Below are 24,007 nucleotides of genomic sequence, written 5' to 3' on the forward strand. Positions count from 1 at the left end.
ATATTATAACAAATCTCGCCGCAAGGGGCTCGAACCACAAGGGTCGCTGTACCGCTGATCCGGGTCCGAAAGTGGCCCGCCGGGTCGCCCCGGCAGGCCGCGCCTGTTTGTCAGGGGGCTACGCAATCGGCAAAGTGATGCACCACGCCGTCGGGGCCGGTTTCCAGCACCAGGCCATGGATATCCGTCTCGAATCCGGGGCATTCACGGGCGAATTCGCGGTTGAAGCGCAGATAGTCCACGATCTTTGCGTTGAACACCTCGCCCGGCACAAGCAGTGGAATACCGGGCGGGTAGGGGGTCACAAGGCTGGTTGTCACCCGGCCTTCCAGATCGTCGATGGGAACCCGTTCCGTCTTGCGGCGCGCGATATGGGAAAACGCGTCGGTCGGGGTCATGGCCGGGTGATGGTCGGACAGATAGATCTCGGTCGAGAGTCTGGCCACGTCATATTTGGCATAGAGCGCATGGACATGCTGGCTCAGGTCGCGCAGCCCCATGCGTTCATAACGCGGGTGCTTGGCGCAGAATTCCGGCATCACCCGCCACAGGGGCTGGTTGCGATCATAATCGTCCTTGAACTGTTGAAGGGCCGCGACCAGTGTGTTCCAGCGACCCTTGGTGATGCCGATGGTGAACAGGATGAAGAAGCTGTAAAGCCCGGTCTTTTCCACGACAACGCCATGTTCGGTCAGGTATTTCGACACAATCGAGGCAGGAATCCCGGTGGTGTCGAACTTGCCGTCGATATCCAGACCGGGGGTTATGATCGTGGCCTTGATCGGGTCCAGCATGTTGAAGCCGGGCGCCATGTCACCGAAACCGTGCCAGGCATCCTCGCCATCACGCTGCACACCTTCGGAATCGGTGCGGCGCAGCACCCAATCCTTGGTGCGTCCGATGCCCTCTTCGGACAATTCGTCCGGGCCCCAGACCTTGAACCACCAGTCCTTTTCGCCGAACTCCTCATCGACCTTGCGCATGGCACGGCGGAAATCCAGTGCTTCCAGAATGCTTTCCTCGACCAATGCCGTGCCGCCGGGCGGTTCCATCATGGCCGCCGCCACATCGCAGGATGCGATGATGGAATATTGCGGGCTGGTCGAGGTGTGCATCAGGTAGGCTTCGTTGAACAGATGCCGGTCCAGCTTGGTTTCTTCGGAATCCTGTACGAGAACGTGGCTGGCCTGGCTGATCCCGGCCAGCAGCTTGTGGATGGACTGCGTCGCATAGGTAACGGAATGCTTCATCCGGCCACGCTTGCGGCCCATGGCGTGGTAGGTGCCATAGAACGGGTGAAACGCGGCATGGGGCAGCCATGCCTCGTCAAAGTGCAGGTTGGCGACATAGCCATCCAGCATACGCTTGATCTCTTCGGTGTTGTACAGAACACCGTCATAGGTCGACTGGGTCAGGGTCATCACACGCGGCTGCACGGAATCGGCATCGACATGCTGCAACAGCGGGTTTGCGCGGATCTTGGCCCGGATTGCCTCTGGCTCGAACTCGGAATGCGCGATGGGGCCGATGATGCCCCAATGGTTCCGTGTCGGGCGCAGAAAGACGGGGATCGCCCCGGTCATGATGATCGAGTGCAGGATGGATTTATGGCAGTTGCGGTCCACCACCACAACATCGCCCGGCGCCACGGTATGGTGCCAGACCATCTTGTTGCTGGTCGAGGTGCCGTTGGTGACAAAGAAGCAGTGATCGGCGTTGAAGATCCGCGCGGCGTTGCGTTCCGATGCGCCGATGGCGCCGTTGTGGTCCAGCAACTGACCCAGTTCCTCGACCGAATTGCACACATCGGCCCGCAGCATGTTCTCGCCATAGAACTGGTGATACATCTGCCCGATCGGGCTTTTCAGAAATGCCACGCCGCCGGAATGCCCAGGGCAGTGCCACGAATAGGAACCGTCCTCGGCATAGTCCAGCAGGGCCTTGAAGAACGGCGGCTGAATACCCTCCAGATAGCCCTTGGCCTCGCGGATGATGTGCTTGGCGACAAATTCCGGCGTATCCTCGAACATGTGGATGAAGCCGTGCAGCTCGCGCAGGATGTCGTTGGGCAGGTGGCGGCTGGTCTTGGTTTCGCCATGCAGAAAGATCGGGACTTCGGCATTCTTCCAGCGCACCTCTTCGATGAAGGCGCGCAGCTTTTCCACCACCGGGTCAAGTTCGGGGCCGGGGCTGAACTCTTCGTCGTCGATGGACAGCACAAAGGCGCTGGCGCGGCTTTGCTGCTGGGCGAATTGCGACAGATCGCCATAGCTGGTCACGCCCAGCACCTCGAAGCCTTCGCGCTCGATGGCGTCTGCCAGGGCGCGAATGCCAAGGCCCGAGGTATTCTCGGATCGGAAGTCCTCGTCGATGATGACGATGGGGAATCGGAACTTCATCGGCCGTCCTTTCGATAGGCGTTGCGCCAGCCGTTCTTTTCAGTGCGTGGCCCCCCCGTCAAGGCCGCGCCCTTGCGGGGCCGACGCTGCGCCGGGATCGGCCGATCTGCCACGCTCTCAGAACGGCCGCGCGCCTTGTCTGGGGGCGCTGTTTTCACCTGCTACATGCCGCATGTAACCGGACCATGGAGTGACAGTCCTTCGGCTGTGACCGGGGGCCTTGTCCCTGCCATCCACAGGTTTAGGATGGTGCGCCCATGAAGGGGGAATGCCATGCCCGGCGCTGTCAATCTTGTGAAGCTTTGCGTTGGTGCCGATACGGTGCAGGATCTGCTTGACTGGCAGGACAGCCAGCGCCACCGCTACCCGCCGGGCCGCACGTTCCACGTGACGCGCATGTGGCCCAAGCGAGAGGCCGAAGTGCTGCAAGGCTCGCTGTTCTGGGTGTTCAAGGGCCAGATCCTTGCGCGCCAGAAAATCCTGGAGCTTGTGCAGGTCCAGGGCAGCGATGGAATTCCGCGCTGCGCCATTCATCTTGATGCGCAGGTGGTCCGCACCGAGCCTGCGGCCCGCCGGCCGTTTCAGGGTTGGCGCTATATGCCGGTCGATGAAAGCCCGCGCGACCTGCCAATAGCGCGGGAGACCGATGACAGCCTGCCACCGGACCTGGCCGCAGCACTGGCAGAGATCGGTCTGCGCTGACCCGGCCGGGCCTGTCAGCTTTCTGCCCGCCGGGAGTCGAAAAATCCCGCAAGGGCCCGACCCAACAGGTTGGTGACCTTCGGCTCGGGCAGGACGTCAAAGGGCAGCGGGCGGCAGACTTCCATCGCGGCGATGCCAACCCGTGCCGTCAGGGCGGCGTTCACCACACCTTCGCCAAAGCGGCGGGACAGTTTCGACAAGACCCCGCCCCCCGCCACCGAGGAAATGAGGTCGTCGCCCACTGCGACGGCGCCTGTTGCAACCAGATGGCCGAACACCCGACGCAAGACCCGCCAACTGCCAAAGCTGCCCGCGCGCCCGCCATAAATCTCGGCAATCCGCCGGATCATCCGCATGTTGGCTGCCAGGGCCACCGCAACATCGACCAATGCCAGCGGCACCAACGCCGTCGCCGTGGCCACCCGCCGTGCTGCGGCCTCGACCTCGCGCCGTGCAGCCTGGTCGGGCGCGGCCAGAAGTTCGGTTTCCGCAAGCCGGATCAGCCCGTCTGGGTCCAGCATATCGTCTGACTGTTCCTTGAGCCGCGCAAGCGCCCAGGCCATGTCTTCGCGCCCCGAATACAGCCCCCGGACCTCGGCCACGACCTTGCGGGCGGCTGGCAGGTCGGCCCCGGCAACAGCCGCCTCCGCCCGCCCGCGCATTCCGTCGATGCGGCCCAGTCGCAGCCAGGCGGCCCACTCCCGCCCGGCGATCCAGAGCAGTGCCAGCCCCGCCAGCCCCGCCAGCCCCAGCGCCAGCCATCCCAGCAAGGACGAGCGCGCCAGCAAGCCGGCGATGAAGTCATGCGCAGCAACCCCCAGCGCCAGCGAAAAGAACAACCCGCCCGCCCATAGCATCAGCGCCAGTGCCCCACTGGGCCGCGACTGTGCGCGCAAGGCCCGCTCCACCGCGCCAGCAGGGGGTGCGCCGGAAGGTTCGGGCACAGGCGGGGCTTCGGCGGGGCTGGGGGTCGGTCGGTCCAGCTCTACGATGAACGGGCGGCGGGCTTCGGGCATGACAGGCTCCGGCATGGCCTCCCAGACTTGGGCGCAGCGGGGGCAGACTACAAGCCCGATATGCGCTGGCGAGCCCCCGCGGCCAGTTGTAGTGGGGCCACGGGGCCGCATCTCGGGCCGCATCTAAGCGGGCGGGCGCCGTTGCTGGACGGGGTGCTGGCGTGGGCGTATACCACTCCTGCCCAGCCCCAGCGCATGTTGGCCGAATGTCCCGTGTGCCTTTCCAGTTCCTTTCGGTGGCCTGAGCGTGCTGTTCCCGGTCGCTCTGGCCCTGATCGTCTTTGCCACCTCGGTCCTGTCCGGTGTGTTTGGCATGGCGGGTGGGTTGGTTCTGCTGGGTGCCTTGCTGGCGCTGATGCCCGTTGCTGCCGCCATCGCCGTGCATGGGGCGGTCCAGACGGTGGCCAATGGGGCGCGGGCCTGGTTTTCGCGTGCCTATATCGACTGGCGCAGCCTTGGGTATATCTGCGCCGGCATCGGTATCGCTGCGGCGCTGCTGCTGGCGCTGCGCTACCGTCCCGATCTGGCGACGGTCTGCATCGTGATCGGCCTGACCCCCCTGCTTGTCTGGATTCCCCGGCGCTGGCTGGCGCTGGACGCAAGCCGCCCGTTGCATGGCGTGCTGTGCGGGATCGTTGGCGGCGGGTTGAACCTTGCCGTCGGGGTCGCCGGACCGTCGATCGACATCTTCTTTATCCGCACGGCGATAGACCGTCGGCGCATCATCGCAACCAAGGCGGCGGCGCAGGTCGTATCGCATCTGGCCAAGGTGGTGTTCTATGGCGGTCTGGTGCAGGCGATGACCGGGGCGGATTGGTGGCTGGTGCTGGTGGCGGCGCCGTTTGCCATTCTGGGCACCCAGGCGGGCTATCTCCTCTTGCAACGCTTGACCGACCAGCGGTTCCGCGAATGGACGCGGTGGATCGTCAGTGTCATAGGCATTTTCTATCTGGGGCGCGGGTTGACCTTGCTCCTTGGCGCCTGATGGGTAATGTGCGCCCGCGAGAATGATGATGGCACAGATGGATTCCCTTGCTTCCGGCCCGGTCTGCCGCGCGGTGTTTGCCGCAGCGGCCCCCTGTGGCGCGGGGCCGGGCCGGATTGCGCGAATTAGCGGCCCGGCGCGCTGAGCCTTTCGCGCGCCGGGTGTCTTGCCATGGCCCGATGACGGGCCGCCCCACCTGCCATTCAAGGATCTTCGCCGATGTGCGCCGATACCCCCGACTACCGCTCCACCGTCTTCCTGCCGGAAACCGGCTTTCCCATGCGCGCCGGCCTGCCCCAGCGCGAGCCCGACTGGCTGGCCCGCTGGGAAGAGATGGGCATCTATGACCGTCTGCGCGACAAGGCCGCGCAGGCCGCTGCCGCAGGCACCCCGCGCGCGCCCTTTACGCTGCATGATGGCCCTCCTTACGCCAACGGCCACCTGCATATCGGCCACGCGCTGAACAAGGTGCTGAAGGACTTCATCGTCCGCAGCCAGCAGATGATGGGCCGCGACAGCCGCTATGTGCCCGGCTGGGATTGCCATGGCCTGCCCATCGAATGGAAGATCGAGGAGCAATACCGTGCCAAGGGCCTGAACAAGGACGAGGTGAATGTCGTCGACTTCCGCCAGGAATGCCGCCGCTTTGCCGAAGGCTGGGCCGATGTCCAGCGCGAGGAATTCAAGCGCCTTGGCGTGACCGGCAACTGGGCCGATCCCTATCTGACGATGGCCTACCACGCCGAGGCGGTGATTGCCGAGGAATTCATGAAGTTCGTGATGAACGGCTCGCTCTATCAGGGGTCCAAGCCCGTGATGTGGTCGCCGGTCGAAAAGACCGCGCTGGCCGAGGCGGAAGTGGAGTATCACGATCATACCAGCCATCAGATCTGGGTGCGGTTCCGGGTCGATACATCGGACGATTTCCGCGGTAAGGATGCCTGCCTGGCACCCGATCTGCTGGACGCCGCTGTCCTGATCTGGACGACCACGCCTTGGACCATTCCCCAGAACCGCGCTGTCGCCTTCAACCCGGTTCTGAGCTACGGCCTGTATCAGGTTGAAGATGTTTTGGAAAACTCCACCGCCAAGGTGGGAGAGACACTGCTTCTGGCCGATGCGCTGGCAGAAGGGGTGTTGGCCCAGGCCAAGGTCGCCCGCCACGCCCGCCTGCGCGGCGTCACGGCCGAGGAACTGCGCGCATTGGTGCTTCAACACCCCTTCCATGGCATCGAAGGCGGCAACGGCGAGTGGGACTACCCGGTCCCCATGCTGCCCGGCGACCATGTCACCGACGACGCGGGCACCGGCTTTGTCCATACTGCCCCCAGCCATGGCGATGACGACTATCAGCTTGGCCAGAAGTTCGGCCTGCCGATGACCTACAACGTCGAACCTGATGGCAGCTATCGCGCCGATCTGCCGATCTTTGGCGGTCAGGCCATCCTGACGCCCGAGGGGAAAGAGGGCCCGGCGAACGTGTCGGTTATCAAGCAACTGGCCTATGCGGGTGCGTTGCTGGCCAAGGGCAAGCTGAAACACAGCTACCCGCATTCGTGGCGGTCCAAGGCGCCGGTGATCTATCGCAACACGCCGCAGTGGTTTGTCGCCATCGACACGCCGCTGGACGACGGCATGACCACCTATGGCCAGACGATCCGCCAACGCGCGCTGACCTCGATCAACCAGTTGGTGCAGTGGACCCCTGTCACGGGCCGCAACCGCCTGCATTCGATGATCGAGGCGCGGCCCGACTGGGTGCTGAGCCGCCAGCGCGCCTGGGGTGTGCCGCTGACCTGCTTTGTCAAGAAGGGCGCGAAACCGACCGACGCCGACTTCCTGCTGCGCAACCCCGAGGTCAATGCCCGCATCGCCGCCGCCTTCGAAGCCGAGGGCGCCGATGTCTGGTATGTCGAGGGGTTCAAGGAAAAGGTGCTGGACGGCATCGTCGATCCGGCTGCCTATGATCAGGTCTATGACGTGCTGGACGTGTGGTTCGACAGCGGATCGACCCATGCCTTCGTGCTGCGCGACCGGGTGGATGGCACGGCGGATGGTCTGGCCGACCTCTACCTGGAGGGCACCGACCAGCACCGCGGCTGGTTCCATTCCTCCATGCTGCAAGCCTGCGGCACCAAGGGCCGCGCGCCTTATCGTGGTGTGCTGACCCACGGTTTCACGCTGGACGAAAAGGGCATGAAGATGTCCAAGTCGCTTGGCAACACCGTGGCGCCGCAAGAGGTGATCAAGGACTACGGCGCCGATATCCTGCGGCTGTGGGTGGCGCAGTCGGATTACACCATCGACCTGCGGATCGGGAAAGAGATCCTGAAAGGCGTTGCCGACAGCTACCGCCGCCTGCGCAACACGCTGCGCTTCATGCTGGGGGCGCTGAAGGGCTTTTCCGAGGCAGAGAAAGTCGCCGTCGCTGACATGCCCGAGATGGAACGCTGGGTTCTGCACCGGCTGGCCGAACTGGATTCCGAGGTGCGCGCGGGCTATGCGGCCTATGATTTCCAAGGCGTGTTCCAAAAGCTGTTCGCGTTCTGCACAACGGATCTGTCGTCGGTCTATTTCGACGTCATCAAGGACACGCTCTATTGCGATGGGCCGGAGTCGACCCGCCGCCGTGTCGCGCGGACGGTGCTGGATCTGGTGTTCCACCGCCTGGTGACATGGCTGGCCCCCGTGCTGGTCTTTACCATGGAAGAAGTCTGGCTGGAGCGGTATCCGGGCGACCGTTCGTCGGTCCATCTGGAAGACATCCCCGAAACGCCTGCCGAATGGCTGGACGGGCCGCTGGCGGCCAAATGGGTCCGTATTCGTCAGGTGCGTCGCGCCGTGACCGCGGCGCTGGAAGTGCAGCGCACGGCAAAGGTCATCGGTTCGTCGCTGGAGGCAGCGCCCGTGGTTCATGTCACCGATCCGGCCTTGATGGCGGCACTCCAGGGCGTGAACATGGCAGAGGTCTGTATCGTATCGGCCATTTCGCTGACCGCCGATCCCGAACCGCCCGAGGCGTTCCGGCTGCCCGAAGTGCCAGGGGTGGCGGTGGTCTTTGAACGGGCCGAGGGCGAGAAATGCGAACGTTGCTGGCAGATTCTGCCTGATGTCGGCAGCCACGCCCATGCCAGCACCTGCGCGCGCTGCAATACGGTTCTGGGCGGCTGACGGCGAACGATCAGATCGTTGTCCAGGGCCTGCGGGGGAACCCTCGCGGGCCTTGGCATGTCCCGGATCCTGTGCATTCGCGTCACCCCGGCTTGCCCGGCAAGCCGTCGCGTGGTTGAGTTGCGACATGCCACACCTGACCATTCCTTCGCCCTTCGGCCCTCTGACGCTCGTGGACTCCGATGGCGTGTTGCGGCGTCTGGAATGGCGGGACGCGGGATCAGAGCCTTCGCCCCTGCTGAACGAGGCCGCGCGCCAGCTTGCCGCCTATTTCGCGGGCGACCGGGGTGGGTTCGATCTGCCATTTGACTGGGGTGACGGGTTGAATGCGCGGGTGCGGCGGGCGATGGCCGCAATACCGCATGGGGAAACCCGGACCTATGGTCAGATCGCCACGGCGGTGGGGGCGCCGCCGCAAGCGGTGGGTCAGGCCTGTGGGGCGAATCCGCTGCCCATCCTGATCCCATGCCACCGGGTCGTGGGGACGCATGGCTTTGGCGGTTTCTCGGCCCCCGGCGGGGTCGAGACCAAGGCGGCCTTGCTGCGGTTCGAAGGGGCGCTGTTGATCTAGTCCTGGCCTGCCATGGCCGCGCGGATCGCCGCGGGAATGCGCGCGGGTCTGCCATCTTCGCGCAGGGCGACCAGTCCGACATTGGCGGAAAACAGGCAGGTTTCGCCGCGCCATATGTCTTGCCGCAGGTCAATCCGCGCGCCGGTCAGTCCTCCCAGCGCGGTGCGCACCTCCAGTTGATCGTCAAAGCGGGCAGGTTTCAGATACTCTGCTTCGACGCGTCGAACCGCAAAGACGACCCCCTCTTCGGCCAGAAGGCGGCCCTGATCCACGCCCAGTTCACGGACCCATTCCGTGCGGGCGCGTTCGATGAACCGCAGGTAATTCGCATAGTATACGATCCCGGCAAGATCGGTATCTTCGTAGTAGACGCGAAGGCGGAACCTGTGCATGTCGAAAATGGCCATATCCAGCGGGTTCCGGGATTTTTCAAACAGATCATGGAATTGTCAATGACGCGCGTGCCATGGGCGGATCGTGCCGCGCCGCTTGGCGGGGCTGGATTGGGCTCGCCTTCTGCGGGTTCCGGCGCAGTTGCGCGTGGTGGGTGGCCCGCCTGTTGACCGGCTCTGGCCGTCGGGCCTATCTTTGGGTGCACCGTCCCCGTGCCCGGAAGGACTGACATGAGCCGTTTCGCCGCCCCTATCGCCGCACAGATTTGGGATATGAAGTACCGGCTGAAGGAGGCTGACGGCACACCTGTCGACGGCACGATCGAAGACACCTGGCGGCGGATCGCGCGGGCGCTGGCCTCTGTCGAGAAACAGCCAGACGTCTGGGAAGACCGCTTCTATGCGGCGCTGGAGGATTTCCGCTATCTGCCAGCGGGTCGCATCGTTGCGGGGGCGGGCACGGGCAGGGCCGTGACCTTGTTCAACTGTTTCGTCATGGGCACGATCCCAGACAGCATGTCCGGCATCTTCGACATGCTCAAGGAAGCGGCCCTGACCATGCAGCAAGGCGGCGGAATCGGCTATGATTTTTCGACGATCCGCCCGCAAGGTGCCGAGGTGAAAGGCGTCTCCGCTGACGCCTCGGGGCCGCTGTCGTTCATGGATGTCTGGGATGCGATGTGCCGCACGATCATGTCCGCCGGCAGCCGCCGTGGCGCGATGATGGCCACCATGCGCTGCGATCACCCGGACATCGAAGCGTTCATCACCGCCAAGCAAGACAGCGCGCGACTGCGGATGTTCAACCTGTCGGTTCTGGTCACGGATGAATTCATGGCGGCGGTCAAGGCCGATGGGCCCTGGGACCTGCGGTTCGGCGGCAAGGTCTACAAGACGGTGCCGGCGCTGGACCTGTGGAATCGCATCATGCGGGCGACCTATGACTATGCCGAGCCTGGGGTGATCTTCATCGACCGGATCAACCAGGCCAACAACCTGAACTATGTTGAGACCATCTCGGCGACCAATCCCTGTGGCGAGCAGCCGCTGCCCCCCTATGGCGCCTGTCTGCTGGGATCGGTCAACCTTGCAAGACTGGTCACGGACCCGTTTGGTCCGCAGGCCGAACTTGACCCTGCTGCGCTGGACGATCTGGTTCGGGTCGCCGTGCGGATGATGGACAATGTGGTCGATGCCAGCCGTTTCCCCCTGCCTCAGCAAGCGGCCGAGGCACAGGCGAAGCGGCGCATCGGGCTGGGTGTGACCGGGCTTGCCGATGCGCTGCTGATGCTTGGGTTGCGCTATGGGTCCGATGCGGCGGCAGAACAGACCGCCTGCTGGATGAAGGCCATTGCGCGGGCGGCCTATCTCGCCTCGGTGGATCTGGCCAAGGAAAAGGGGCCGTTTCCGCTGTTTGATGCCGAAGGCTATCTTGCGTCGGGCAATATGGTCCGGATGGACGAGGATGTACGACAGGCCATCCGCGCCCATGGGATCCGCAACAGCCATCTGACCAGCGTCGCGCCAACCGGAACGATCAGCCTGTTTGCGGGCAATGTCTCATCGGGGATCGAGCCGGTCTTTGCCTATGCTTATACCCGCAAGGTGCTGCAACCGGACGGATCGCGCACCGAGGAAGATGTGGCGGATTACGCGGTCACCCTGTGGCGTCAGATGCATGGCGACGCGCCCTTGCCGGAGTATTTCGTCAATGCCCAGACATTGCCGCCGATGGATCATGTCAGGATGCAGGCGGCGGCCCAGACTTGGGTGGATTCTTCGATTTCGAAAACGATCAACTGCCCGGAGGACATTTCCTTCGAGGAATTCAAGGATGTCTATCTGGCGGCTTGGGATATGGGCTGCAAAGGCTGTACGACCTATCGCCCCAATGATGTGACGGGATCGGTGTTGACCGTTTCGGAACGCAGCGACACCGTACCCGCGGATGCCCCGCCGTCCGGCGCAGAGGTGGTCTATCTGTCCGAACCGCTGGACAGGCCCGCAGCATTGGAAGGCGCCACGTACAAGCTCAAGTGGCCCGACAGCGAACATGCGCTGTACATCACGATTAACGACATTGTCATTGCCGGGCATCGACGGCCTTTCGAAGTATTCATCAACTCGAAGAACATGGAGCATTTCGCCTGGACTGTGGCGCTGACCCGAATGATCAGTGCGGTATTCCGGCGTGGTGGCGATATTTCCTTTGTGGTCGAGGAACTGAAAGCTGTGTTCGATCCACGCGGTGGCGCCTGGATGGAGGGGCGGTATATTCCGTCGATCCTGGCGGCCATCGGCGGTGTGATCGAACGACATCTCATTTCCATCGGGTTCATCGGCGGTGAAGGCATGGGGCTGAAATCCGATCCGAAGGCCGAGGTGCTTCGCGTCGGGGATCGTCCGCGTGGGCCGGCCTGTCCGTCCTGTGGCAGCTATGCGATGAAGATGGTCGAAGGCTGCATGACCTGCGCCGATTGCGGGCATTCGAAATGTGCCTGACGACCCCGTCTCTGACGAATCCGGCGGGGCTGTCTGTGCTCTGACGGCGTTTGATCGGTTCCATGCGATCAACGATACCTCTGGAATACCCCGGACTTGTCGCGCGCTTTCCCCAATCCCGCCCCATTTGGGCGTCAATACCTGTGGATCACCCGGACTATCCGCATGGGGACGACAATGGACAGACTGACCGAAATGGAAGCCTTCGCCACGGTTGTGGATCAGGGCGGCTTCACCGACGCGGCGAAGAAGATGGGCATCTCCAAATCGGCGGTTTCCAAGCATGTCTCGGCACTTGAGGCCCGATTGGGCGCCCGTCTGCTGAACAGGACGACCCGTCGCGTCTCTCCGACAGAGATCGGGTTGGCCTATTATGATCGTGCCCGTCGCGTGCTGAATGATGCAGGCGAGGCCGATGCGCTCGTGACTTCGATGCAATCGGCGCCATCCGGGTTGCTGCGCATTTCCGTTGCCACCGATTTCGGCGTGAATCACTTGTCTCCGGTCCTTGGGGGGTTCTTGCAGGAATATCCCGACATCACCGTGAACATGGTCTTGAACAACCGCTATGTCGAACTGATCTCCGAAGGGTTCGACATGGCCATTCGCGTTGGAGAGTTGGAGGACAGTACCCTGCGTGCGCGCAAGCTGTGCGATACGTCCAAGCGGATGATCGGGGCGCCGTCCTACTTTCAGAAATATGGTCGTCCAATGAAGATTGACGATCTGAACGATCACAAGCTGCTGCATTACTCCAGCCAGGCGAATGGAAATGTCTGGAAGATCACCGCGCCGTCGGGGGAAAAGCGTCAGGTCCGCTCGAACGGCTGGTTGACCGTGAACGATGGGCAATCGTTGCTACATGCGGCGATTTCCGGGCTGGGAATCGCCTATCTGCCGTCATTCCTTTATGCGGATGCAATGCGGCAGGGGCTGGTCGAAGAGGCCGTGCCCGGCTTGCCTGCCGAAACGATGGGCATCTATGCAGTGTATCCGCCCGGACGTTTCACGCAGCCGAAAGTGCGCGCGTTCATCGACTTTCTCGTGCGCAATTACGCGGACAAGGGGCCTGACAGCTGGTGAGGGTATCCCTGGGCGTCGGGGGGCGAGGCGTCGTGTAAAAGGTGCGTCAAGACAACTTCAACGGGTCGAGGTCAATATGGCTTCGACCCGCCTGTTTCTGGCGCGGCCCTCCTCGGTCAGGTTGGTGTCGCGCGGCGCCATAAGCCCGGCACCCAGGGCAACAACCCGGCTTGCGGCAACGCCATGATCCCGAATCAGCCGGTTGCGCACGGCTTCGGCCCGGCGCCTGGACAAGGCAAGGTTGGTTTCCGGGGCGCCCAGCGAATCCGTATGGCCGACCAGCGCCAATGTGCGGTTCTGGTGCGTCGCAAGATAGTCGGCCAGATCTTTCAGCACATTGTCCGCACCGCGGGCGGTGTCGGCGGCGCCAATGGCGAATTCCAGCCCCTCAAGCACCACAGAGCTGCTTTCGAGCGCCATCCAGACATCATTCCCGGTGCCCGGCGCAATGGCGGGGGCATCCGGTTTCAACGCGGGTGAGGGCGTGACGGGTTCGGCAGCGGATGCGCTTTCTGCGGGGCCGATGTGGATCATCTGGACATAGCCCGCCCCGGCGCCGGTCGATCTGCTGACCAGAAGGGTCACATGTTCCTCTGTTGCCCCTGTGCTTTTTCGGGCGGAGAGAAAGCGGAAGTCCCCAAGATCGACATGCATTCCGGGTTCTGGCAGCACCTGGGTAGAATAGCGAAAGTCAAAGCCTCCGCAGACGACCGTTTCGCATTCGAACACCAGGCGCCAGCCATCTGCCTCCAGCGCGGTGCGGAGAGGTGTCAGCAGTTCCAGCGTTCCCAGATCGGGTGCGGGAATGCGCCATGCGGTTTGCTCTACCCGGCCCTCGATCGGTCGGGTCAACATGCTCCCCTCCGACCAAGGGCCGATGGGCAGGCCATAGCTGCCAAGGCGTTCGACCCGCAAAGCGGTTTGTTCTGTTCCGGGTGGAAAGGCCGTGACCACTGCCTGTGCCGCGCCAGAAATAACAGGCAGCACCAACATCGCGGACACAAGGCACCGCAGGTTGCGGCGCACAGGACGTGGACACTGAATCATTACCGCTCGCCGTTGGGTCAGGCGCTTCTGTAATGGTACTGTCCCACAACGCCCATGTTCAAGGAAGTATAGAGACGCGCCGCGCCCTCGTTGGCCTGTGTCACGGCCAAGGCCAGCCATTCTGCCCCATTTTGTTGTGCCCACCAAGCGGCAGAGCGCAGCATATTGTGCGCGGAACCCTGCCGACGTTGCTTTGGCAAGACCTCGACCGCGTGAATCATCGCAATGTCGTCGTCGATGGCGGCAAAGGCGGTTCCGGCCGCGCGATCCACATGTTCGGGGCTGCGGGCGATGAAGCAGGTCGAAGGCCCACATGCGCGCATCATCACCGCCTGGCGTTCGGGGCCGATGCCGGTATCGGTCCAGATATCCTGTGCCATGGCCAATGGTGGCCAGTGCGGAAAGCTGAACATCAGCTCTGGCTCTGGAAACGCGCTGACCGGGGCGGCGCGGATGTGCACCGGATCCACCACCTTGTAGCCGCGCGCGGCCAGCATCGCGTCCAGTTCCTCATCCCCTGGCCGGATCCAGAACAACGGCGTCTGACCCAGATCGCGGTGGGCGGCCTCGGCCAGCGGGATGTCACGCTCTGTCACCGGATCTTCGGCAGTGGCGGCTGAAACCCGCTTTCCACCGCCACGCCCCTCGCGCACCAGCCAAGGCCCCACCCGATGCACTGCGGCGGCAGGCCAGGTTCTGTCTACCGCGGTCAGCAGCCGGGGCATAGGCGGGGGAATGATCAGACCGGACGACAACATCATTGTGGGCGTCCGAACAGCGCAACCAGCTTTTGCATGGCTGCGTCGAGTTGCGCGCCATCTGTGCCTCGGATCACCAGATTGGTGCCGTGCGCACCATTGCGGATGAACGGATAGCTGCCCATCGAAAGGTCGGGAAATTCCGCAGCGAGTGCGCCAAAGGCATCTGCCACTTCGCCTTCGCCGCGGTTGACTTGCAGCGACTGGCTGAGCAGCGGTGCCCCTCCTGTCAGTGTGGGCAGCACACTGGCGACCATAGCAGCAAAAATCGTGGGGACTCCGGCCATCACATGGACGTTTCCGATGGTGAATCCGGGCGCAGCAGAAATCGGGTTTTCGATCAGCGTGGCACCATCGGGGATGCGGGCCATCCGCTGGCGGGCCGCGTTGAACTCCAGCCCGGAACGTTCGTAATGCGCGGCAAGGATCGCACGGGCATCGTCGCGGATGCCGATGCCAACGCCAAAGGCACCGGCAACTGCGTCAGCGGTGATGTCGTCATGGGTCGGGCCGATGCCTCCGCTGGTGAAGACATGATCCCACTGTCTGCGCAGGGCATTCACTGCCTCGATAATGGCGGGCTGGTCATCCGCAACGACCCGTGCCTCCATCAGGCGGATGCCATGCCGCGTCAACTCGCCTGACAGAAGGTGCATGTTGGAATCGCGGGTGCGTCCAGAAAGGATCTCGTCGCCTATCACCAGCACGGCGGCGGTAGGATTTGCCATTTTGGCCTCCTTGAAGGGAGATATATTTTGGGTATAGGCCGGGTTCATGCGGTTTCCTACCCCTCTTTTCTCGTCTCGGTTGAATCTGCGCTACAAGCGGTTTCTTGCGGATATGCAGATGCCCGATGGCAGCGTTGTGACAGCGCATTGCCCCAATCCCGGCGCCATGACCGGATTGGCGGATCCGGGGATGTCCTGCTGGCTGGCGCCTGCAAGGCCGGGGGCCAAGCTGGCCTGGGGGTGGAAGCTGGCGGAACTGCCGGGTGGACTGGCGGTGATCGACACCGGCATCGCCAACCGGGTTGTTGCCGAGGCGCTGGAGGCCCGGACCGTGCCGGGCCTACCGGCCTATGACACGGTCCGGCCCGAAGTGCGGATCGACGGTGAAAGCCGCGTGGATTTCCTGCTGGACGGCGCCGCAGGCCGCATATGGGTCGAGGTCAAGAGCGTGACGCTTGCCCGTGACGGTTGGGCCGAATTTCCCGATACCCGAACCGACCGGGGCGCAAGGCATTTGCGGGCGCTGACAAATGTGGTGCAGCGCGGTGATCATGCGGCCATGATCTATCTGCTGGCGCGCGACGATTGCGACCGGATCCGTATCGCCGCCGACATCGACCCGACCTATGCTGATGCCTTTGCCAAGGCGCGGCAGGCCGGGGTGATGCTGCTGGGGTTGGGGTGCCGGATCACGACCGAAGAGGTGGTTGCCACCGGCGCGGTGCCGGTGGCATAGCGCGGGCGGCGCCGCGCATGTTCAACTGGCCTTCTGAAGCATCCGGCCCAGAACCCGCCCGCCGAGGATATGAACATGCAGATGCGGCACTTCCTGCACGCCCGCCTCGCCGGTGTTGGCGATCAGGCGATAGCCTTGGCCACTGTCGCCGGGGCACAGGTCCATCTCTTTGCAGATCTGGCCGATGGTGCGGGTGAAATCCACGATTTCCGCCTCTGACGCCTCCAGCGCGAAATGGTCCGCGTTGACATAGGCGCCCTTGGGAATGACCAGCACATGCACGGGCGCTTGAGGCGCGATGTCGTGAAATGCAAGCGTATGCGTCGTTTCCGTCACCTTGTTGCAGGGAATTTCGCCACGCAGGATGCGCGCAAAGATGTTGTTCGTATCGTAGGCATAGGCCATCGGTCTCTCCGCAGGGTCAGTCCTTGAAAAGATAGTCGGTTGACACGATCTCGCGCGCCGTTTCGACTGGAATGCCAAGGAAACGGGCCATGGGCAAGGCATTCTCCTCTGCCGAGGCGGTTTCACGGATCCGGTGGAAATCGGCAAGATCGGCGTCGCGCAGCCGATCCGATTCAAAGCGCATGTCATAGCGGATCGTGGGCAACAGCCGGTCCAGCACATCCTGCGGCGTCTGATCGCCTGCCAGGCCGACCCGACGGGCATGGCCCAGCAAGTATTCGTCCGTGAACCGGCATTCGACTTCCAACAGGCGGACATTCGATTTGTCGGCGTAAAAATCCTGGATCAGGTCGATGTTGGTCGGGTCGATGCAGATCACCAGACGGTCGGCTTGCCGGATGTCGAACAGCATCCGAACCAGCGCGCGCCGATGGCGGGTCCGTTTTTCCAGTGTGGTCTGGATGCCCCCCATATCGGGCAGTTCGCATCCTGACTCGCTGAACAGATAATGCACCACTGGAATCCCCGTCGTCGCGCCTATCCTGTCCACCAGCCGCTTGGCGACGTGCCATTTCTTGCAGGTGACGATCATCAGCGTGCGCTCGCGGCCAAGGCTGGTGCCGGTCTCCCAGAAACGCGGGGCGAACCGTCGGCCGATCCTTCCGCGCCCGGTGAGGAAGTGGAACAGGCTGCGCCCCTCGTTCGAGATGTGAAAGCGCCGGTCCGTATCGGTATAAAGCTCGCCCAGCTTCAGCTTCAACTCGCCTGCATCGGGCGAGATCTTGCGGGCGAACAGATAGTCCTGCGCCAGCAGAAGGTCATAGTGATCCTTGTAGAACGTCACCGGCATTCCATAATCGGTGAACATCAGAAAGGTCAGCGTCCGGGTGCGGATCTGTGACTCCGGTACGACATGGCGGACAAGTGTCTGGAAGAATGTCTCGTCCGGGATCCAGCTGGTCCGGAAAAACCGCATGACATCGGGGCGGCGATCGCAGAACTCCAGCACCCACTCGATGGTGCGGCGGCGCAGGCACCACCATTGACTGCCGATCATCATTTCCAGATCCGACGGTATCCGGCGCGACAGCCCAAGCCTGCGCTGCCAGTCGAGCGAGCGATAGAACCAGCCCTTGTTCCGCCGCTCGTTGAACCAGTGGCGATAGATCAGCCGCTCTTCCTTGATGCCGGTCTTGATCCAGTCCGAGGCGAAGAAATCGAAACTCTCGATGTAATCGACATCGTCGCGATCCAGAAAGTCATGGGCGTAGCTTGCCGATTTGATGCACATGCAGTCACCCGACAGCATGTAGAAATGCGTGGCGCGCGGAAATGCGTCCACTGCGGCGCGCACGGCCTGAAGCGTGGCTTCGACCAGGGACCATTCGCCCCATCCGCACCGGATGCGTCGTTTGGCAAAGACAACAGACGGATTGTCGGCCAGCGCCGTGCGGATGCGGTCGAAGTCCGCCTTTCTGGCATTTCCGTCGAAATGGATGGCCATATAGTCGCCAGCGGCCGTCAGGCGCTCTGCCTGGGCGATGATCCCCTCGGGATCCTTGTGGCACAGAAGGATGTACGCGATTTTCGCCATTTCAGAAACTGTATGCCTTCACCGTGCCACGATCATTCTTTACTGGTCTAGCGCAGGGCTTGGAAAGACCGAGTTTACATCGGCAGCATGGTGTGGCGCAAAGGGCGGCACGTACAGACAAGAGGCAGCAGACATGGGATTCCCCGGAACCTGGATGACCGAGAGTGAAAGCGTAGTCTATCGCGTGGTACCCAAGTGTGCCTGCTCGACCATTGGCCAGATCATGTTCTATTCCGATCATGGCCGCTTCTTTGATGGCGACATCCATGATGCGACCGGCGACATGCACAAATGGGCAATGGAGAGCAGCCAGCCCATCATCTCCCGCGCGGTAAAGGAACAGCAGATCCTTGCCTTCACCTGCGTGCGCAACCCCTATGCGCGCATCCTGTCCAGCTTCTTCGACAAGATCTGCGGCATCCAGCGAAACGGAAAGCGGTATCGTGGAAATCTGGTGCCGCTTCTGATCCAGAAATATGGCATCGAGGTGGGCGGTGAGGATGGCAAGCAGGAGTTCGACCAGATCGCCAGCTTCCGCCGCTTCTTGCTGTTCGCGCGCGACACCATCCGCTTTCGAAAGCCGATGGACCCGGATATCCACTGGTCGGCCATGTCGGGGCATATCTCGACCTTCATCGTGAATGGCGGGCGGTATAACCAGATCTTTTTCACCGAACGCTTCAACGACGGGATGCAGAGGGTTCTGGACGCGATCGAGACCCCGGTGAAGGTGGACCTGGCGCAGATTCCCCGGTTCAACGAATCCGAAGGCCACGGACCAAAGCGCGCCCATCCGGTCAGTGCCTATTTCGACGATCTGTCCCGGCATCTCATGTGGGAGATATATCGCAAGGATTTTCAGTTGTTCCGATACGATTTCGACAACCCCGACAACAAGTTCCCATTGGGAGAGGTCGATCTGGACGAGGTGCACGCCAAGCTTGGCAACTGATTGGGAGGCCGGCCTTTTCAGCGCCGCCCCCCAGTGGTCAGAGCATCGCGGGGCCACCCGGACCCGCCCGCGCACCGTGCCTTGCACACCCCTGCCGCCGCGCATAGTTTGGCGGCCAGCAAGGGAGCGCATCATGGCCAAGCCACGCAGCATCTTCGAGGAAGTTCAGGGCAATCGTTCTGCCGTGCCGACAGGTGGCGGCATGATCGACCAGGCGCCAAAGGGCTCGCGTGGTGCGGTGCGGGTGTGGCTTGTGGCGCTGTTCCTGATGGTCATGGCCATGATTGCGGTGGGCGGAGCCACACGGCTGACCGACTCGGGGCTTTCCATTACGGAATGGCGGCCCGTGACCGGCGCCCTGCCACCCATGTCAGAGGCGCATTGGCAGCAAGAGTTCGACAAGTACCGTCTGATCCCGCAATACGAACTGGTCAACAAGGGCATGTCGCTGTCCGACTTCAAGACCATTTACTGGTGGGAATGGGGGCATCGGCAACTGGGCCGCCTGATCGGTCTCGTCTGGGGTGTCGGCCTGCTGTATTTCTGGCTGTCCAGGCGGATACCCCCCGGCTGGACCGGGCGCCTAATCTGGATCGGCGCGCTGGGTGGCCTGCAAGGCGCTATCGGATGGTGGATGGTGTCCAGTGGTCTGACGGGCGAAATGGTGCGCGTCGCGTCGTATCGGCTGGCAGTCCATCTGGGGCTGGCCTTTGTCATACTTGGCTTCATCGCGTGGTATGTGCTGCTATTGGGGCGGTCCGAGGCCGACCTTATGCAGGCACGCCGGGGACGCGAGGGGCGATTGTTCTCCATCACAACCGGCCTTGTGCATTTTGCCTTCCTACAGATCCTGCTGGGGGCTCTGGTTGCGGGAATCGACGCCGGCCGCGCCTTTCCCACATGGCCCGACATGAATGGCGAGTTCTTCCCGTCGAACGCGCTTTACGTTCCTGACGGCGGGCAGGTGTGGCGCGCGTTCTTCGAGAACGAGGGGATGGTTCAGTTTCTGCACCGGATGTCGGGCTATCTGTTGTTTGTGTTCGGCCTTGTCGTGTGGAACAGGGGCCGCAAATCCCCGCATGTCGCGACGCGCCGTGCCTATGATTGGGTGGCGGTCATGTTGTTTGGGCAGGTGGTGCTGGGCATTGCTGCCGTTCTCACGGCTGCGCATCTGCATGTGGCGCTGACCCATCAGGTCGGTGCGGTGATCCTGTGGGTACTGATTCTGCGCGCCCGCCATCTGGCGCAATACCCCGTGGCCGGGTCGATCCGAAAGGGTACAGCATGAGCTATTCCGATCTTATGGCGTACCAGCGCGAAACCGAGGCGTTGGCCCAGATTGCCGGTCGTCTTGGCTGGGATCAGGAAACGATGATGGCGCGGGGCTCTGCCGATCAGAGAGCAGAGGAAACCAGCGCGCTGGAAGGTGTCCTGCACGCCCGTCGCACTGATCCGCGTGTGGGGGATTGGCTGGCAGGCGCAACCCCGTCGGACGAGATCGAAGCGGCCCAGTTGCGCCACATCCGCCGGGAATTCGAGCGGGCGACCAAGATACCTGCGCGTCTGGCGCAGGAACTGGCACGGCTGACCAGCCTGTCGCAAGGCATATGGGCCGAGGCGCGGGCGCGGGACGAGGTTGCGCATTTCCTGCCAAACTTGTCGCAGGTGATCGCGCTCAAGCGCGAGGAGGCGGCGGCGCTGTCGCAGGGCACCAATGCCGATGCCTATGATGCGTTGCTGGACGATTACGAACCGGGCGCCACGGCCGAATGGATCGCGGGCGTCTTTGGCAGGATGCGGCCCCGTCTGGTCGCATTGCGCGAACAGGTTCTGGACGCACCAGTGCCAGAGCCGCTGAAGGGTGAATTCCCGGTCGAGGCCCAGATGCGGGTCGCGCGCGATCTGGCAACCGCTTTTGGCTATGACTGGACGCGCGGGCGGCTGGATCTGGCGGTGCATCCGTTCTCGAGCGGATCCGGCAATGACGTGCGTATCACAACGCGCGTGCAGGAGACCGATCCGTTCAACTGCTTCTATTCGACCATCCACGAGGTGGGGCACGCGGCTTATGAACAGAATATCGACCAGTCCTATCTGCTGACGCCACTGGGGCGCGGGGCGTCTATGGGCGTGCATGAAAGCCAGAGCCGATCCTACGAAAACCAGTTGGGTCGCAGCCGCGCGTTTACCGGATGGCTGTTCCGCAGGATGCGGGCCGAAGGGCTGGCGCTGAATTTGCCGGACGAGGAGGCGTTCTACGCGGCGGTGAATCGGGTGCAGCCCGGCTTTATCCGTACCGAGGCGGATGAAGTTCACTACAATCTGCACATCATGATGCGCTTTGATCTGGAGCGCGCATTGATCGCAGGCGATCTGCTGGCGAGCGATCTGGAGACGGCATGGAACGACCGTTTCCTGGCAGATTTCGGCACTGTTGTTGACCGCCCCGCAAATGGCATGTTGCAGGATGTCCATTGGTCGGTGGGGCTGTTCGGGTACTTTCCCACCTACGCGCTGGGCAATCTTTACGCGGGCTGCCTGACGCAAGCCTTGCGGGCGGATCTGCCGGATCTCGACGGGGCATTGTCGCAAGGCGATACCTCCGCAGCCACTGGCTGGATGAAGGATCGGTTGCAGCGCCATGGCGCTTTGCGCGAACCCCGCGCGACGGTGGAACATGCCTGTGGCTTTGTCCCAGAGGAAGCTCCGTTGCTGGAGTATCTGGAGACGAAGTTCCGTGACCTCTACCGGCTCTAGACCATGAGTCCGACCGAGGCCCTGTCGCGCGGCCCTGCTGTCTGGGCGTTGGCTGCGGGGCAGATGCTGGGCTTTGCCTGCCAGTTCTTTCTGTTCGCGGGGTTGGTACTGTTCTGGCATCAGGATCTTGGCTGGGCGAAATCAACTCTGGCGCTAGGGCCCATGCTGGCGCTGTTGGTCGGGGCCGCCTTTGCGCCGCTGATCGGCCGGATCGTCGATCGGGGCCGCGGACCGGAGTTGATGGTCGGCGGTACGCTGGTCGGGGTGGTGGCGCTGGTGCTGTTGTCGCAGGTGCAGACGCCGGTGCAATGGGTTCTGGTTTGGATGCTGTTGGGCATCGGACAACTGTCCAGCCAGTACGAGGTCTGTTTCGCCTTTCTGATCCGCCGCCTCGGTCCCGATGCCCGCCGCGCGATCATTCGTGTGACGCTTGTCGCGGGATTCGCCAGCACCGTGTCCATCCCGGCCTATACGTCGCTTGCGCAGGGTCTTGGCTGGCGCGTTGCGTTGCTGACGGCGGCAGCGATCATGGCCTTTGCCGTCGTGCCGCTGAACTGGTGGGGCACCCGTCAGGTGCGTGCCGGAGCGCCGCCACCCGTCCTGCAACCTGCTGCGCCGATTGGCGGAGGAAGCCGCTCGCGGCGGCTGTGGTTGTTGGCGATATTGTTTTCCTTCTCAAGTCTCAGCCACTGGATGATCGCGCATCTGCTGATTCCCGTGCTTGTCGAACGCGGCTATTCCCATGAGCTTGCGGTCTTTGCCGTGGCCGTGATGGGCCCGGCGCAGGTGGCGGGTCGCTTTGCGCTGATGCAGGCCGAGACCCGGATCAGCAATGCCCGCGCCACCTTGTTCACCCTGTCGGCCATGGCGCTGGCGACCTGTTTCCTCGCGCTGTCGGGTGCGGGTGTGGGCCTGGTGGTTGCCTATGTGCTGGTTCAGGGCGGTGCCTTCGGTATCATGACCATCCTGCGGCCCGTGCTGATTGCCGATATGCTGGGCCCAGAGGATTATGGCGCCAACGCCGGGCGCATTCAGGTGCCCGCCATGGTCATCAATGCGTTTGCGCCGATGATTGGCGCATTGCTGTTGGAAGGGCCCGGCTTTTGGGCGTTGATCGGCCTGAGCCTCATGCTGTCCCTGACATCCATCGCGGCCTTGCGCGCCCTCAGGGGATGAGGGTGGCGCGACTTGCTAGTGCGGCATCCGCTGTTCAGATGCGGCGCCGGATCATGGGGCGATGATCGGCGAGGCTTTCAACCGTGACTCCGCCGGCGTCAGACCAATGAAATGTGACCCTTCCTCGAACCACGACCGGGGGGCGGGTGCGCCCCACAAAGTCTGTCGCTGCGGGTCTTTCAGATCCCATTTGATCGGCTCCAGATCCGGATCGCAGGTCTGGTAATCGGAACAGTAGATCTCGATCCGGTGCCCATCGGGATCGCGGATATAGAGGAAGAACGCGTTCGAGATCCCGTGCCGCCCCGGCCCACGTTCGATATTGGCCACCCAGCCCGTCGTCGCCATCAGATCCAGAAGGTCGATGATGTTCAAGGGCGTCGGCACCCAGAAAGCCGTGTGGTGCAGGCGTGGCCCCAACCCGTTGGTGAACGCCATATCGTGCACGCCGCCCTTGCGGTGCATCCACGCGGCCCATAGCTGCCCGGTGTCCTCATCCTCGGTATATTCGGTGGTGCGAAAGCCCATGTCGGTCCAGAAGGCGACGCTGGCATCGACATCGGGGGAAAAGGTATTGAAGTGGTCGATCCGCAGGGGTTTGACGCCGTGGTACAGCTTGTATTGCTGGTGGATCGGCGGCAGGCGATCCATCCGCGCATAGAATTCCAGCGGCACCCCGAACAGATCGCTGGTCCGCAGGGTGCGGCCCTGATGCGGGCGATCCACCCAGTCCACCGGACGGCCTCTGGCGCTGAACCAGCCATGGGCGCGATCCAGATCATCCTCGTGCCAGACCTTGAACCCCAGTGCCTCGACGCCCGCCTCTGGGGCCTGATGCAGCGCGACGCAATGGTGCCCGCGTTCCTCCATGGCGCGCAGGTACAGGGTGTCTGCGGTTTCCCCGGTGACTTGCAGGCCGAGTGTGTCGACATAGAACGCCCGGCTGCGCGCAAGATCGGTCACCCGGTACGCGACATGGCTCAGGCGGACAGTGTTGAAGTCGGGGTAGAGGTTCGGTGCAGGAACCGGCATC

At 63.0% G+C, this 24,007-nt stretch carries 20 protein-coding genes; 11 read left to right on the plus strand and 9 right to left on the minus strand.

Translation table 11 applies throughout. The features are described from left to right. Nucleotides 1-110: 110 nt before the first annotated feature. Nucleotides 111-2,399, minus strand: coding sequence for an arginine/lysine/ornithine decarboxylase (locus BW970_RS14525; protein WP_076532640.1), 2,289 nt, complete (start codon nucleotides 2,397-2,399; stop codon nucleotides 111-113). Between the two features lie 273 nt (nucleotides 2,400-2,672). Between BW970_RS14525 and BW970_RS14530 the strand changes: the two genes are divergently transcribed. Further along, entirely contained in the window at nucleotides 2,673-3,101 is a 429-nt protein-coding gene (locus BW970_RS14530) for a DUF1489 family protein (RefSeq protein WP_076532642.1), read from the plus strand. 14 nt (nucleotides 3,102-3,115) lie between these two features. Here the strand turns inward: BW970_RS14530 and BW970_RS14535 are convergent, their stop codons facing one another. Continuing rightward, nucleotides 3,116-4,117 (minus strand): YcjF family protein, encoded by a 1,002-nt coding sequence (locus BW970_RS14535; RefSeq protein ID WP_229740529.1) that lies wholly within the window; start codon nucleotides 4,115-4,117, stop codon nucleotides 3,116-3,118. 247 nt (nucleotides 4,118-4,364) lie between these two features. Between BW970_RS14535 and BW970_RS14540 the strand changes: the two genes are divergently transcribed. The 3 genes from BW970_RS14540 to BW970_RS14550 all read left to right on the plus strand — a co-directional run bounded on the left by BW970_RS14540 (nucleotide 4,365) and on the right by BW970_RS14550 (nucleotide 8,844). Beyond that, complete coding sequence (locus BW970_RS14540; RefSeq protein WP_200799297.1) at nucleotides 4,365-5,102, plus strand: TSUP family transporter; 738 nt, start codon at nucleotides 4,365-4,367, stop codon at nucleotides 5,100-5,102. Nucleotides 5,103-5,321: 219 nt separating this feature from the next. Then, the gene (gene ileS / locus BW970_RS14545; protein WP_076532648.1) at nucleotides 5,322-8,273 is read left to right on the plus strand and encodes an isoleucine--tRNA ligase; all 2,952 of its coding nucleotides are present in this window, start codon (nucleotides 5,322-5,324) and stop codon (nucleotides 8,271-8,273) included. Nucleotides 8,274-8,400: 127 nt separating this feature from the next. Next, a complete protein-coding gene (locus tag BW970_RS14550; RefSeq protein ID WP_076532651.1) occupies nucleotides 8,401-8,844 on the plus strand; it encodes a methylated-DNA--[protein]-cysteine S-methyltransferase in 444 nt (147 codons plus the stop codon). Here BW970_RS14550 and ybgC read toward each other — a convergent pair. After that, nucleotides 8,841-9,251: a tol-pal system-associated acyl-CoA thioesterase gene (ybgC, locus tag BW970_RS14555; protein ID WP_229740530.1), complete on the minus strand. Its 411-nt coding sequence runs from the start codon at nucleotides 9,249-9,251 to the stop codon at nucleotides 8,841-8,843. The two genes, BW970_RS14550 and ybgC, sit on opposite strands and share 4 nt — an antisense overlap. Nucleotides 9,252-9,467: 216 nt before the next feature. On the opposite strand from ybgC, the gene BW970_RS14560 reads away from it, so the two are divergent. After that, complete coding sequence (locus tag BW970_RS14560; protein WP_076532653.1) at nucleotides 9,468-11,738, plus strand: adenosylcobalamin-dependent ribonucleoside-diphosphate reductase; 2,271 nt, start codon at nucleotides 9,468-9,470, stop codon at nucleotides 11,736-11,738. A 177-nt stretch (nucleotides 11,739-11,915) separates the two neighbouring features. Further along, nucleotides 11,916-12,821 carry a LysR family transcriptional regulator gene (locus BW970_RS14565; RefSeq protein ID WP_076532655.1) on the plus strand — a complete coding sequence of 302 codons (906 nt, stop codon included), beginning with the start codon at nucleotides 11,916-11,918 and terminating at the stop codon, nucleotides 12,819-12,821. Between the two features lie 57 nt (nucleotides 12,822-12,878). Here BW970_RS14565 and BW970_RS14570 read toward each other — a convergent pair whose 3' ends face one another. The 3 genes from BW970_RS14570 to BW970_RS14580 all read right to left on the minus strand — a co-directional run bounded on the left by BW970_RS14570 (nucleotide 12,879) and on the right by BW970_RS14580 (nucleotide 15,354). Next, nucleotides 12,879-13,676: an OmpA family protein gene (locus tag BW970_RS14570; protein ID WP_229740531.1), complete on the minus strand. Its 798-nt coding sequence runs from the start codon at nucleotides 13,674-13,676 to the stop codon at nucleotides 12,879-12,881. Nucleotides 13,677-13,885: 209 nt separating this feature from the next. Next, a complete protein-coding gene (locus tag BW970_RS14575) occupies nucleotides 13,886-14,629 on the minus strand; it encodes a GNAT family N-acetyltransferase (RefSeq protein ID WP_229740532.1) in 744 nt (247 codons plus the stop codon). Beyond that, nucleotides 14,626-15,354 carry a competence/damage-inducible protein A gene (locus tag BW970_RS14580; RefSeq protein WP_076532976.1) on the minus strand — a complete coding sequence of 243 codons (729 nt, stop codon included), beginning with the start codon at nucleotides 15,352-15,354 and terminating at the stop codon, nucleotides 14,626-14,628. The genes BW970_RS14575 and BW970_RS14580 overlap by 4 nt, the downstream gene beginning before the upstream one ends. Before the next feature lie 46 nt (nucleotides 15,355-15,400). On the opposite strand from BW970_RS14580, the gene sfsA reads away from it, so the two are divergent. Then, on the plus strand, nucleotides 15,401-16,090 hold the full coding sequence (sfsA, locus tag BW970_RS14585; RefSeq protein ID WP_076532661.1) for a DNA/RNA nuclease SfsA: 690 nt from the start codon (nucleotides 15,401-15,403) through the stop codon (nucleotides 16,088-16,090). A 21-nt stretch (nucleotides 16,091-16,111) separates the two neighbouring features. Here the strand turns inward: sfsA and BW970_RS14590 are convergent, their stop codons facing one another. After that, on the minus strand, nucleotides 16,112-16,495 hold the full coding sequence (locus tag BW970_RS14590) for a histidine triad nucleotide-binding protein (protein ID WP_076532664.1): 384 nt from the start codon (nucleotides 16,493-16,495) through the stop codon (nucleotides 16,112-16,114). Between the two features lie 16 nt (nucleotides 16,496-16,511). Then, a complete protein-coding gene (locus BW970_RS14595; protein WP_076532667.1) occupies nucleotides 16,512-18,089 on the minus strand; it encodes a DUF5928 domain-containing protein in 1,578 nt (525 codons plus the stop codon). 133 nt (nucleotides 18,090-18,222) lie between these two features. Between BW970_RS14595 and BW970_RS14600 the strand changes: the two genes are divergently transcribed. From BW970_RS14600 to BW970_RS14615, 4 genes are all read left to right on the plus strand, one after another. Then, nucleotides 18,223-19,041, plus strand: coding sequence for a sulfotransferase family protein (locus tag BW970_RS14600; protein WP_076532670.1), 819 nt, complete (start codon nucleotides 18,223-18,225; stop codon nucleotides 19,039-19,041). A 133-nt stretch (nucleotides 19,042-19,174) separates the two neighbouring features. After that, nucleotides 19,175-20,329 (plus strand): heme A synthase, encoded by a 1,155-nt coding sequence (gene ctaA, locus BW970_RS14605; protein WP_076532672.1) that lies wholly within the window; start codon nucleotides 19,175-19,177, stop codon nucleotides 20,327-20,329. Further along, nucleotides 20,326-21,798 carry a carboxypeptidase M32 gene (locus tag BW970_RS14610; RefSeq protein ID WP_076532674.1) on the plus strand — a complete coding sequence of 491 codons (1,473 nt, stop codon included), beginning with the start codon at nucleotides 20,326-20,328 and terminating at the stop codon, nucleotides 21,796-21,798. The genes ctaA and BW970_RS14610 overlap by 4 nt, the downstream gene beginning before the upstream one ends. Before the next feature lie 3 nt (nucleotides 21,799-21,801). Continuing rightward, entirely contained in the window at nucleotides 21,802-22,974 is a 1,173-nt protein-coding gene (locus tag BW970_RS14615; RefSeq protein WP_076532676.1) for an MFS transporter, read from the plus strand. A 51-nt stretch (nucleotides 22,975-23,025) separates the two neighbouring features. Here BW970_RS14615 and hpaD read toward each other — a convergent pair whose 3' ends face one another. Beyond that, complete coding sequence (hpaD, locus tag BW970_RS14620) at nucleotides 23,026-24,006, minus strand: 3,4-dihydroxyphenylacetate 2,3-dioxygenase (RefSeq protein WP_076532679.1); 981 nt, start codon at nucleotides 24,004-24,006, stop codon at nucleotides 23,026-23,028. Nucleotide 24,007: the final 1 nt, after the last annotated feature.

Source organism: Gemmobacter megaterium, assembly GCF_900156815.1.
GTDB lineage: Bacteria > Pseudomonadota > Alphaproteobacteria > Rhodobacterales > Rhodobacteraceae > Wagnerdoeblera > Wagnerdoeblera megaterium.

Bases quoted from the DNA above. Each gene is read 5' to 3' on its own strand.
- BW970_RS14525 (WP_076532640.1), bottom strand. From the start codon at position 2,399: ATGAAGTTCCGATTCCCCATCGTCATCATCGACGAGGACTTCCGATCC.
- BW970_RS14530 (WP_076532642.1), top strand. From the start codon at position 2,673: ATGCCCGGCGCTGTCAATCTTGTGAAGCTTTGCGTTGGTGCCGATACG.
- BW970_RS14535 (WP_229740529.1), bottom strand. From the start codon at position 4,117: ATGCCCGAAGCCCGCCGCCCGTTCATCGTAGAGCTGGACCGACCGACC.
- ileS (WP_076532648.1), top strand. From the start codon at position 5,322: ATGTGCGCCGATACCCCCGACTACCGCTCCACCGTCTTCCTGCCGGAA.
- BW970_RS14550 (WP_076532651.1), top strand. From the start codon at position 8,401: ATGCCACACCTGACCATTCCTTCGCCCTTCGGCCCTCTGACGCTCGTG.
- ybgC (WP_229740530.1), bottom strand. From the start codon at position 9,251: ATGGCCATTTTCGACATGCACAGGTTCCGCCTTCGCGTCTACTACGAA.
- BW970_RS14560 (WP_076532653.1), top strand. From the start codon at position 9,468: ATGAGCCGTTTCGCCGCCCCTATCGCCGCACAGATTTGGGATATGAAG.
- BW970_RS14565 (WP_076532655.1), top strand. From the start codon at position 11,916: ATGGACAGACTGACCGAAATGGAAGCCTTCGCCACGGTTGTGGATCAG.
- BW970_RS14570 (WP_229740531.1), bottom strand. From the start codon at position 13,676: ATGTTGACCCGACCGATCGAGGGCCGGGTAGAGCAAACCGCATGGCGC.
- BW970_RS14575 (WP_229740532.1), bottom strand. From the start codon at position 14,629: ATGATGTTGTCGTCCGGTCTGATCATTCCCCCGCCTATGCCCCGGCTG.
- BW970_RS14580 (WP_076532976.1), bottom strand. From the start codon at position 15,354: ATGGCAAATCCTACCGCCGCCGTGCTGGTGATAGGCGACGAGATCCTT.
- sfsA (WP_076532661.1), top strand. From the start codon at position 15,401: ATGCGGTTTCCTACCCCTCTTTTCTCGTCTCGGTTGAATCTGCGCTAC.
- BW970_RS14590 (WP_076532664.1), bottom strand. From the start codon at position 16,495: ATGGCCTATGCCTACGATACGAACAACATCTTTGCGCGCATCCTGCGT.
- BW970_RS14595 (WP_076532667.1), bottom strand. From the start codon at position 18,089: ATGGCGAAAATCGCGTACATCCTTCTGTGCCACAAGGATCCCGAGGGG.
- BW970_RS14600 (WP_076532670.1), top strand. From the start codon at position 18,223: ATGGGATTCCCCGGAACCTGGATGACCGAGAGTGAAAGCGTAGTCTAT.
- ctaA (WP_076532672.1), top strand. From the start codon at position 19,175: ATGGCCAAGCCACGCAGCATCTTCGAGGAAGTTCAGGGCAATCGTTCT.
- BW970_RS14610 (WP_076532674.1), top strand. From the start codon at position 20,326: ATGAGCTATTCCGATCTTATGGCGTACCAGCGCGAAACCGAGGCGTTG.
- BW970_RS14615 (WP_076532676.1), top strand. From the start codon at position 21,802: ATGAGTCCGACCGAGGCCCTGTCGCGCGGCCCTGCTGTCTGGGCGTTG.
- hpaD (WP_076532679.1), bottom strand. From the start codon at position 24,006: ATGCCGGTTCCTGCACCGAACCTCTACCCCGACTTCAACACTGTCCGC.